Origin of the sequence: Nocardioides sp., from assembly GCF_036374615.1 — a bacterium.
Lineage (GTDB): Bacteria > Actinomycetota > Actinomycetes > Propionibacteriales > Nocardioidaceae > Nocardioides.
This window is the reverse complement of the sequence record NZ_DASUTK010000135.1, coordinates 1-8760: the sequence shown is the minus strand read 5'-3', so window position 1 is coordinate 8760 and position 8760 is coordinate 1. Positions and strand designations below refer to the sequence as shown.

Sequence of the window (8760 nt, the reverse complement as noted above, 5' to 3'; positions counted from 1 at the left end):
CCTGCTGTGTGTCCTCGCCGCGCCGGTGCTTCTCGAGCAGCTCGTTGAGGTCGCTCAGCATCTCGTTGATCGCCGCCCGGTCCTCGTCCGTGGCGTTCTCGAGCGCCTGCTTCATGCCGGCGAACCGCTGGTCGAGCAGCTCCCGACCCAACAGGTCCTTGATCTCCTCGTAGGCCTCGCGGGCCTCCCGGCTCTGCCAGTCATACGACGCGAGCTCGCTCACCGCTGCAGCGGTGGTCGGGGGCAGGTTCTCCAGCTGCATCTCGCGGAACGCCCGGTCGGCGTCGTCCATCTCGACGTCGCGGGCCAGCTGCTTGCGCTCCTCGAGCAACGCCCGGTCGAGCAGCTCGCGTACCTGCTCCAGCGTGCCGTCGAGGTTGTGACGACGAAGCAGCTCGCGGCGCCGCTCCGCGATCTGGCGGGCGAGGTCGTCGAGCCCGGTCTGGTCGCGACCACCACGCCGCAGGAACTCGCGCATCGCCCGCTCCGGGCTGTAACCGGCCATGACCTCCTGGCCGATCTCGTCGAGCGCCTCGGCGAGGTCGACGGGCGGGGCGAGCGGGTCGCCCCCGTCGTACCGGCGGTAGCGGCTCACCGGCTCATCCCCCTCACCCGTACACCGTCTCCGAGCCGTCGGTGTCCTTGCCGATCTTGCGGGCGAGGTAGAGCCCCTCCAGGGCCAGCTCGATCGCAGCCGCGCGCGTCCCGTCATCGAGCGCGTCGAACCGGTCGCACACCTGGTCGTAGAGATCGGACTCGCCGGCCTGGTCCGGCGGCAGCGGGGGCAGACCGGCCAGGAAGTCGCGGGCCGCGACCTGGGAGCCGGTCGTGACCATCCGACCGTCCTCGATCACCTCGACCAACGGTGCGAAGTCCAGGCCCCGCAGGTGGTGGCGCACCGTCTCGGCCGTCGCGGTCCGGAGCAGGTGGGTCAGCACCTCGTGCTCCCGACCCTCCTCACCGGTCTCGAACTCGATCTTGCCGCCGAGCACGTCGACCGCGGTCTCGAGATCGACCACCCGCGCCACGGCCTGCTCCTCGCCCTGCCGGGTGGCCCGGTGCAGCGCCGCGGCCGCGATGGTCTCGGCGCCCGCGATCGCGAAGCGGGCGCTGACCCCGCTGCGCTGGTCGACCGCGTTGGAACCGCGCAGCTGGCGGGTGAAGCGTGCCAGTGTCTCGACCAGGTGGTCGGGCACCTCGGCGACCAAGGACGCCTCCTGCCGGATGACGGCTACCTCGTCGGCCAGCTCCATCGGGTAATGGGTCCGGATCTCGGCACCGAACCGGTCCTTCAGCGGCGTGATGATCCGCCCTCGGTTGGTGTAGTCCTCCGGGTTGGCGCTTGCGACCACGAGTACGTCGAGCGGCAGCCGCAGCACGTAGCCGCGGATCTGGATGTCGCGCTCCTCCATCACGTTGAGCATCGCGACCTGGATCCGCTCGGCGAGGTCCGGCAGCTCATTGATGGCCACGATGCCCCGATGGCTGCGGGGGATCAGTCCGAAGTGGATCGTCTCCGGGTCGCCGAGCAGGCGGCCCTCCGCGACCTTCATCGGGTCGACGTCGCCGATCAGGTCGGCCACCGACGTGTCGGGCGTCGCCAGCTTCTCGGCATACCGCTCGTCGCGGTGGCGCCAGGTCACCGGCAGCTTGTCGCCCAGCTCGGCGGCGCGCCGGCGGGACGTCGGCGTGATCGGTTCGAAGGGGTGCTCTCCCAGCTCCGAGCCTTCGATCACCGGTGTCCACTCGTCGAGCAACCCGACCAGCGCCCGCAGCAACCGGGTCTTGCCCTGGCCGCGCTCGCCGAGCAGGACGACGTCGTGGCCGGCGATCAGGGCCCGCTCCAGCTGGGGGACGACGGTGTCGTCGAAGCCGTGCAGACCGGGCCACGGATCCTCGCCCGCGGCGAGCTTGGCCAGCAGGTTGGCGCGGATCTCATCACGCAGCGCGGTTGCGGCGTGGCCGCCCGCACGCATCTGTCCGACGGTCGTGCTCGGGGGTGCTTGCGTCACTCCTCCACGCTACGCCCGCGCGCCAACGGCCAGGCCCCGATGACGAGACCTCCACCGACGGCCAGCAGCAGGAGTGCGGGGAAGGCGCTGCGCGTGACGCGTTCGCGTACCGACGGCTGTGCCCGCCGGTCGCTGGAGTCGCCGGCGTCCACCGCAGTCGGCACGCACGACTGGTTGCCGGTGACCGTCACGACGGCGCCTTGGGCGCAGGTGTCGACGTCGTCGACCTTGCCGTCGTCCTCGTCGTCCACGGGGTCGGCGGTCGCCTGCTCTCCGCAGGTCTCGACCACTCCTGTCTTGCCGACCTGCGTGAGGGTCACCAGGAGGTCGACGGAGGCGCGTTGGGCCGCTGCCCGGGTGCCGGGGACGTCGCGGAAGTCGAGGGTGACCTCGACCGGTTGCACCGCGCCGGGGGCGAGGTTGGGTCCGGTGGTGGTCAGCGTGCAGCTCGGATCGTCGGACTGGAGGCGTCCGGAGGAGGAGACCTCACCCAGGTCCACGCTGACGTCGATCGCGTCGGAGAAGTCGTTCCGCGGACTCGAGTCGGACACGGCGAGGGTGGTGCGGGCGACCACGTCGGACCCGTTGCGCACGTAGAACGTGCGAGTGACCCGCTCGCCGGGGATCAGCTTGCCGGCTCCGGCGAAGAGCTGGCGGTGGAGCTGATCGCGGAACGGTCCGCTCGCACTCGTCGACACCTGGACGCCGGAGTCGCCCGCCTGCGCCGGGGTCGAGAACAACAACGGGGAACACGCGAGGCCGAGCAGGAGTGCGCCGGTACCGAGGTGCCGTGCGATCATGCCGCCACCTCCTCGGTACGACGGCGGTGCTCGACGAGACCGGCCACGATGAACCAGCCGCCGTACAGGAGCAGGCCGACCGCGGCGAGCTTGACGACGGTGCCGAGCCAGCTGGAGGCCATCCACACCGACGCGTAGCCGACGACGGGCACGGAGTACCACACCTCGCCCTTGACCTGCTCCGGCGTCACCGGCTCGAGGTCGATGGCGCCGTTGGCATCCCCCTTGGTCACGAACTGCGTGCCATCGCTGCCGTAGGTCAGCTCGACGATCCGGTGGGTGGTGAGGCTCGGGTTGTCAGAGACCGGCTGGAAGGTGACGACATCACCCGCCTGGAGCGTCGTTGGGTCGACCGGCCGCACGATGACGACGTCGCCGATGTCGTAGGTCCCGGTCATCGACCCGCTCAGCACGGTCAGAGGCTTCGCCCCGGTCGCCTTCGGCACCACGATCAGGGCCACGGCGGCCAGGACGACGCTGAGGAGCAGGCCCCAGCTGACGACCTTGGTCACGTACGTACGCGCGGCCGTCATGGCGTCACCGCGTCACAATCGATCGAGTTGATGCCGTTGCCGTCGCGCGCGAGCCTCAAGGTATTGCTCCACCCTGAGGTGCCGGCGGCGTTGGTGGCCTTCACTCGCCAGAACGTGGTGCTGGGGTTGGCAAGACTTGCGGTGTAGGGGCTGTTGCCCGTCGCCGTCACTGTCGCAAAGCTGCCATCGAGGTTGGGGCCGGTGGACCGGTGGACGCTGTACGTCAGGCCGTCCAGCGCCGTCCAGGTGAAGCTGTAGTTGCCGTTGCTCTGGAAGGCGCCGCACGAGATCACCGGAGCGACAGGTGTGCTCACGGCCGGAGTCACGGTGACCGGGACCTGAAGCATGGTCGAGGGGGTCGACCAACCGGTCGGCCGCTGCGCGCCGGAGATGGTCACTGTCACGTTGCCGCTGACGGCTGTCGTGGGCATGTCGACTGTGACTCGCACGCAGAGACTCTGGTCGGCCGAGGCGGGGGTGGTGTCCACGGCCACCGAGGCGGTCGTGGCCGAGGCACAGCTGGTCCCGATCCGCGCGGTGATGCCGGCTGGCGTACCCGCGACGGATGCGGTGATCCGCTGTCGGTTGTTCTTGCCGACCGACGTGTCGTCGAGGACGAACGTCGAGTCGGCGGTGTAGCCGGCCGTCTGGTCGACGGCCACAGCGCCCGGGGAGGTCGCCGTAAAGCTCAGCTGGCCGGACTGCACGTCGTGCGCGTGCAGCTGCCGCTGGTTCGACCAGGACGCGAACGTCCCCCCCGTGGTGGCGCCCCCGATGAGGAGGGCGCCGACCACGGTGGCGACGAGCGGAATCCTGGACATGATGGTGATCTATCGACTCAGAGGGGTCCGGATCAGCTCTGGGCGATGACGAAGTTGACGGCAGGCACGCTGGCCGCCTTGTTCTGGTCGGTCGTGTCGGTCACGCTGCTCTTGAACTCGTAGGTGACAACCGCGGTCAGGGTTGCGGTGTCGAACGGCGACGCGAAGGTGAAGTTCGAGTCGTCGACCTTGGTGATGTCGGCAGCACCAGCGCCGCTGACGTCGACTGCGACGGTCCGAACGAGGTTGCCGGCACCGAAGCCGCTGGTCAGGTTCTGGGCGCCCAGCGTGATGGTGCCCCTGAGGTTCTTGCCCTCGCCGTTGACGGTGAAGGTCTGGGTGTAGCTGACCTTGTCACCGGGGACCATCTTGTCGGTGGCGCCGTTCCAATCGTTGGCTGCGGCGGAGTTGACGTCGTCCCACTCGCCGGCGGTGGTGTCGATGGTGAGCTCACCGGACTGGACGCCGTTGGCGGCCAGGTTCTCGCTGTCGCTCCACAGCGCATAGGTGCCGAAGCCGCCCATGAGGAGAGCGACGCCGGTGGCGCCTGCGATCGAGCCCTTGATCATCTTGTTCATGTCTGTGATTCCTCTGTTGTCCCTGCATCCGCCCCACTGACGGACCGCACGAGAGAGGAAGTTATGGACCGGTTGGGGCAGTTATCGCGGGATCGTGCGGGCTTTCACCGCATGTGGAGGAACCGTTACCGAGAACCCTCGAGAGTGACTTTTCTCGTCCTACGGACCGCTCCCGGGGGTAGTCCGAACGGGCCAGACGCCCGGCTGCGAACGGTCAGCCGCGGGCCAGGAACGCCAGCAGGTCCTGGCGTGTGAGGACGCCGACCGGCTTGCCGTCCTCGTGCACCAGGACGGCATCGGCGCCCTCGAGCAGGGTGACGGCGGCCGAGGCCGGCTCGGTTGATCCGATGGTCGGCAGCGCCGCGGACATGTGGTCCTCGACCCGGTCGGTCAGTCGAGCACTCCCCGTGAACAGCGCATCGAGGAGCGTCCGCTCCGACACGGAGCCGGCCACCTCGGCGGCCACGATCGGCGGCTCGGCGCGCACGACCGGCATCTGCGAGACGCCGTACTCCTGGAGGATGTGGACCGCCTCGGCGATGGTCTCGCCCGGGTGGGTGTGCACGAGGTCCGGCAGCCGACCGTCCTTGCCGCGCAGCACCTCGCCGATCGTCTGCTCGTGCTCGTCGTCCGCGTCTCCGGTCGGGAATCCGTACTGCGCCAGCCAGTCGTCGTTGAAGACCTTGGTGAGGTAGCCGCGCCCAGAGTCGGGGAGCAGCACCACGATCACCGCGTCGGTCCGTCCCTCGTCGGCGAGCTCGGCCGCGAGCTGCTTCGCGGCGTACGCCGCCATGCCCGACGATCCCCCGACCAGCAGCGCCTCCTCGCGGGCCAGGCGGCGCGTGAACGCGAAGGAGTCGGCGTCGGAGACCTCGATCACCCGATCCGCGACGCCCCGGTCGTAGGTCTCGGGCCAGAAGTCCTCGCCCACGCCCTCGACGAGGTAAGGGCGACCGGTGCCGCCGGAGTACACCGAGCCGGCCGGGTCGGCCCCCACCACCTGGACCGCGGAGTTCTTCTCCTTCAGGTAGCGACCGACACCACTGATCGTGCCGCCGGTGCCCATGCCGGTGACGAAGTGCGTGATCCGACCCTCGGTCTGCTCCCAGATCTCGGGGCCGGTCGTCTCGTAGTGGGAGCGCGGGTTGTTCTGGTTCGAGTACTGGTCGGGCTTCCAGGCGCCGGGTTCCGACGCGAGCCGATCGCTCACGTTGTAGTAGGAGTCCGGATGCTCCGGTGCAACTGCGGTCGGGCAGACGACCACCTCGGCGCCGTACGCCTTGAGCACGTTGCGCTTGTCTACGCTGACCTTGTCGGGGCAGACGAAGACGCAGCGGTAGCCCTTCTCCTGCGCCACCATCGCCAGCCCGACACCGGTGTTGCCGGAGGTCGGCTCGACGATGGTCCCGCCCGGCTTCAGCTCCCCTGACGCCTCGGCCGCCTCGATCATCCGGGTGGCGATCCGGTCCTTCACCGAGCCGCCGGGGTTGAGGTACTCCACCTTGGCCAGCACCAGCGGGCCGTCATCCGGCCCCGATTCGGTCGGCAGGTCGAGGGAGCGGCGCAGCCGGAGCAGGGGCGTGTTGCCGATGAGGTCCAGGAGGGAGTCGACGTACTGCATTCGTCCAATCTATTGCCATGAACCCGCCACGAAGCATTCGGCAGCCTGCGTAGGGTGATTGCGTGGGGAAGGCAGCAGCGGCACGCAGGCTTGCGGCCGCCGCCGCGTACGGCGGGGGCGGTCTGTCGCTGCTGGGCGGAGGCCTCTACGGCCTGCTGGTCGCCGAGGCCAGGCTGGCCCGCCGGGCGATCGGCGAGCCGCGTGGCGCACCACCCCCGGACCCCACCGGCTGGTACGGCAGGGGCCGACCCGGCCCGGCGCTCAAGGTGGCGCTGCTCGGCGACTCCGGAGCCGCGGGCTACGGCGTGGACCGCGTGGTCGAGACGCCCGGCGCGACCCTCGCCACCGGACTGGGCCAGGCTGCTGACCGGCGGGTCCACCTGCGCGCCTTCGCGGTGGTGGGCGCCCAGTCCTCGCACCTCGCCGGACAGGTCGACCGGGCACTGCCGACCGATCCCGACCTCGCCGTGATCCTGATCGGCGTCAACGACATCACCCACCAGGTACTGCCGGCCGCGTCGGTGCGCAACCTCGCCGAGGCGGTGCGCCGGCTCCGCGAGGCGGATGTGGCAGTGCTCGTCGGCACCTGTCCCGACCTCGGCACGGTCCGACCGATCCCGCCGCCGCTGAAGCAGCTGGCCCGGGTCTGGTCGCGCCGGCTGGCGGCCGCCCAGGCGATCGCGGTCCTCGAGCAGGGCGGGCGCACGGTGTCGCTGGGCACCATCCTCGGCCCCGAGTTCGATGCTGCGCCGGCGCTGTTGTTCGGTCCCGACCGGTTCCACCCGTCGGCGGACGGCTACCGGGCCTTGGCCGACGTGCTGCTGCCCTCCGCGCTGGCCGCCCTCGGGCTGGGGCCGGAGTCGGCGGAGCGCCCCGAGGCCTTCCGCGGCGAAGGCATCCGGCCGGTGGCGCAGGCCGCGATCGAGGCCGCGGAGACCCCCGGCACCGAGCTCGACGGCACCGTCGTGGCCGGGTCGCGGCGCGGCGTCCGGGGCCTCTGGGTGGAGCTGCGGCACCGGCGCCGGCACCCGAGCGCCGAGTCCGAGTCCCCGGCGGCGTCCGAGGAACCGCTCCACGCATGAGAAGGGCCCACCCGGATGACTCCGAGTGGGCCGTCTCAGGACCGGTGCGTCAGTCCGAGCTGAAGATCGCCAGGATGCGCAGCAGGTTGGTGTAGATCCAGACCAGGCTCACGGTCAGCGCGAACGCGGCACGCCACGACTCCCGCTCGGGGATGCCGGCCGCGACTCCCTTCTCGACGAAGTCGAAGTCGAGGATCAGCATGAAGACACCGAGGACCAGGCCCGCGATCGAGAACAGCAGGCCGAGGTTGCCGAAGCCGAGGAAGCCGACCGCGTTGCCGAAGAGGCTCAGCACCACCTCGAGCATCGCCAGGGCGACCATGCCGAACATCGCGGCGATCACGAACGTCCGGAACCTCTGGCCGACCTTGATGTTGAAGAACTTGTACGCCGCGAGCGTGCCGGCGAAGGCCGCGAACGTGCCGATCACCGCCTGCATCACGATGTTGCCGCTGTCGGCATCGACGAACGTGGCGTCGATGAACTTGCTGAACGCTCCCAGAGCGACGCCTTCGAGGGCACAGAACGCGAGGACGAGGGGTGGGCTGATCACGCGCTTGAAGGAGTTCACCATCGACAACGCGAACGCACCCAGAGAACCGATGGCCAGCGCGCCGAAGAGCAGACCGGCGTTCTCCTCGTTGTCGATGTCGCCGGTGAACCACCAGGTGAGGGCCGCGGTGACGATGACGACGGCCAGCGCGATGCCGGTCTTCTGGACCACCGAGTCGACGGTCATCCGCTCGCCGGCGCCGGCTGGAGCGTAGGTATCGGCGTAACCGGGCTGGGCCTGCTGGCCGTAGGCGTCGTAGCCCGCCCCGTTGCCCGGGTAGGTCTGGTTGCCGTAGGCGTTGCCGGACCCGTTGAACGCGTCCGAGTTTCGGAACACGGGGTTGTTGCTCTGCATGGTCTCCTCCTTGGAGGCCTCGGGCGGCCATCACCGTGATGCCGCCCCGGGTTGACGCAAGTCTAGTGGTGCCACCCCATTCAACGACTGCGTCGGGGGCTGTGTTCCCGCGGTGCGGGCGGCGCCATCCCGGCGACCAGCGCGGTCAGGGTCGAGTGCCAGAGCTGCTCGTCCGCAACGTCGATCGTGGACCAGAACCCCGGCCCCACGGGGGTTGGCGGCGTGAGAGCGCGGTGACGGCCAGCCCGACGCAGCAGGAGTGGAAGGCGAACGCGACCTGCGCTCGGGGCCGGGAGTCGATCACCCCCGCGTCGCGCGCCCTCGAGATCCACCGGGCGAGCGCGAGGTAGCTGTCACGCGCGTTGGAGGCCACCGCGAGATCGCGGACGGTCTGCGCCGTCACCTC

9 protein-coding genes and 1 pseudogene are annotated in these 8760 nt (G+C 70.0%); 1 reads left to right on the top strand and 9 read right to left on the bottom strand.

Going from position 1 to position 8760, the window contains the following annotated elements; translation table 11 throughout:
* The 7 genes and pseudogenes from VFZ39_RS10860 to VFZ39_RS10830 form a co-directional block, all read right to left on the bottom strand.
* Positions 1 to 595: pseudogene (locus tag VFZ39_RS10860) on the bottom strand (hypothetical protein); the annotation flags it as partial.
* A gap of 13 nt (positions 596 to 608) precedes the next feature.
* Positions 609 to 2012, bottom strand: coding sequence for a magnesium chelatase (locus tag VFZ39_RS10855; protein WP_330865767.1), 1404 nt, complete (start codon positions 2010 to 2012; stop codon positions 609 to 611).
* On the bottom strand, positions 2009 to 2812 hold the full coding sequence (locus VFZ39_RS10850) for a hypothetical protein (protein ID WP_330865766.1): 804 nt from the start codon (positions 2810 to 2812) through the stop codon (positions 2009 to 2011). The genes VFZ39_RS10855 and VFZ39_RS10850 overlap by 4 nt, the downstream gene beginning before the upstream one ends.
* Complete coding sequence (locus VFZ39_RS10845; protein ID WP_330865765.1) at positions 2809 to 3345, bottom strand: signal peptidase I; 537 nt, start codon at positions 3343 to 3345, stop codon at positions 2809 to 2811. The genes VFZ39_RS10850 and VFZ39_RS10845 overlap by 4 nt, the downstream gene beginning before the upstream one ends.
* Positions 3342 to 4166: a hypothetical protein gene (locus VFZ39_RS10840; RefSeq protein ID WP_330865764.1), complete on the bottom strand. Its 825-nt coding sequence runs from the start codon at positions 4164 to 4166 to the stop codon at positions 3342 to 3344. Before VFZ39_RS10840 ends, VFZ39_RS10845 begins: the two co-directional genes overlap by 4 nt.
* Positions 4167 to 4198: 32 nt before the next feature.
* The gene (locus tag VFZ39_RS10835; protein WP_330865763.1) at positions 4199 to 4744 is read right to left on the bottom strand and encodes an alternate-type signal peptide domain-containing protein; all 546 of its coding nucleotides are present in this window, start codon (positions 4742 to 4744) and stop codon (positions 4199 to 4201) included.
* A gap of 214 nt (positions 4745 to 4958) precedes the next feature.
* Entirely contained in the window at positions 4959 to 6365 is a 1407-nt protein-coding gene (locus VFZ39_RS10830; protein WP_330865762.1) for a cystathionine beta-synthase, read from the bottom strand.
* Positions 6366 to 6427: 62 nt separating this feature from the next.
* Here VFZ39_RS10830 and VFZ39_RS10825 point away from each other — a divergent pair, with 62 nt between their 5' ends.
* Positions 6428 to 7447, top strand: a complete 1020-nt coding sequence (locus VFZ39_RS10825) for an SGNH/GDSL hydrolase family protein (protein ID WP_330865761.1) — start codon at positions 6428 to 6430, stop codon at positions 7445 to 7447.
* A 49-nt stretch (positions 7448 to 7496) separates the two neighbouring features.
* Here VFZ39_RS10825 and VFZ39_RS10820 read toward each other — a convergent pair whose 3' ends face one another.
* Both VFZ39_RS10820 and VFZ39_RS10815 read right to left on the bottom strand, forming a co-directional pair.
* Complete coding sequence (locus VFZ39_RS10820; RefSeq protein WP_330865760.1) at positions 7497 to 8354, bottom strand: Bax inhibitor-1/YccA family protein; 858 nt, start codon at positions 8352 to 8354, stop codon at positions 7497 to 7499.
* Between the two features lie 145 nt (positions 8355 to 8499).
* A partial coding sequence (locus VFZ39_RS10815) for a hypothetical protein (RefSeq protein ID WP_330865759.1) occupies positions 8500 to 8760 on the bottom strand: 261 nt, incomplete at its 5' end.